Here is a 1,150-nt window from a genome sequence, read left to right on the forward strand (position 1 = left end):
GCCGGAACGCGCGTTCTTCCCCGTGGACACCCGCGCCATGGATGAACTCGCGCAGGCAGCAGCCGAAACCGCCGTCAACCGGATTCCCGAGAATCTGCGCCCCTACGCGGCACCGGTACGGCAGGTCAACGCCTACCTCGATCCCACCACGGAATCCCATGCAGCCGTCACCGACATCCACTGCGGCGAGAGACCGGAACGCCCGCACCTGACCGACCTGAAAGACCGGATCGCATGGGAGCAGGCCCGCAGGCTCCAATCCCATCTCCCTGACCGAATCGAGGTGCCCGTAGATTGGAACACGCTCATGGGGCGATACACGTCCCAACCGTCAAAGCCGGAGGATAAGGGACGGGACGGCAACCTGAGCGGCGAAGCCCGATCCATGCGGGACTCATCCGCCGCCCTCGCCAGCATCCACGAAACGGAAACCCCGGCCCACGAGACCACAAGATGACCGATTATCAAAGGAGAAACGAACCATTATGGCAGCACAGGAAACCATCACCCCGCAGCCCAAGGAGCGGATCATCTTCGATGCCGACTCGTACTACGGCACGGAAGGCGAGAACATGGCGGTCGAGGACATCATGGAACGAGACGGCCTCACCGAGGAGGAGGTACGCGAACAGTATTCGGACGAGGAAATCTTCGACCGTGCGATGGAAATGCGGGAGACCGACTACGAGGAGGAGACCGACGCACTGATCGGCTGGTTCGACGGCCAGACCCCCGGCTTCACGCCCGCGATCACCGACGAAAACAGCGACTGGTACGGGAACCCCGTCATCGTGTCCGGCAGCATCGGACGGTGGGACGGCACCCGCAGCGGGTTCACCGTATACGACAGCTTTAGGGACGCCATCGACACATCCCCATCCCGCTACGGCGGGGACAACGTGTTCGCCGACTGCGAGATACAAAAAATCTGGGACGAGAACGGGCACCTGTTCCTCACCGGGGCGCACCACGACGGCAGCGTGAGAGTGGAACTCCGCCAGCTCACCAACGATGGCGCGGAAGCTTACGATACCATCCGTGACGCGATGGATTCATCGGAACAATTCACCATAAACGGCAAGACCTACGGCGGCACGTACCAGTCCATCATCTACGCGCTCCGCGACCTGTGGAACGACCCTGATCTTGC

General features: G+C 62.0%; 2 protein-coding genes. Both read left to right on the forward strand.

The genetic code is table 11. The features are described from left to right. The coding region (locus tag B5G37_RS14515) for a hypothetical protein (RefSeq protein WP_204217969.1) at window positions 1-457 on the forward strand (457 nt) is incomplete at its 5' end. Window positions 458-485: 28 nt separating this feature from the next. Continuing rightward, on the forward strand, window positions 486-1,150 hold a 665-nt coding region (locus B5G37_RS14520), incomplete at its 3' end, for a hypothetical protein (protein ID WP_204217971.1).

The sequence above is a fragment of the Pseudoflavonifractor sp. An85 genome (genome assembly GCF_002161235.1).
In the GTDB taxonomy this organism is placed as follows: Bacteria; Bacillota; Clostridia; order Oscillospirales; family Oscillospiraceae; genus Enterenecus.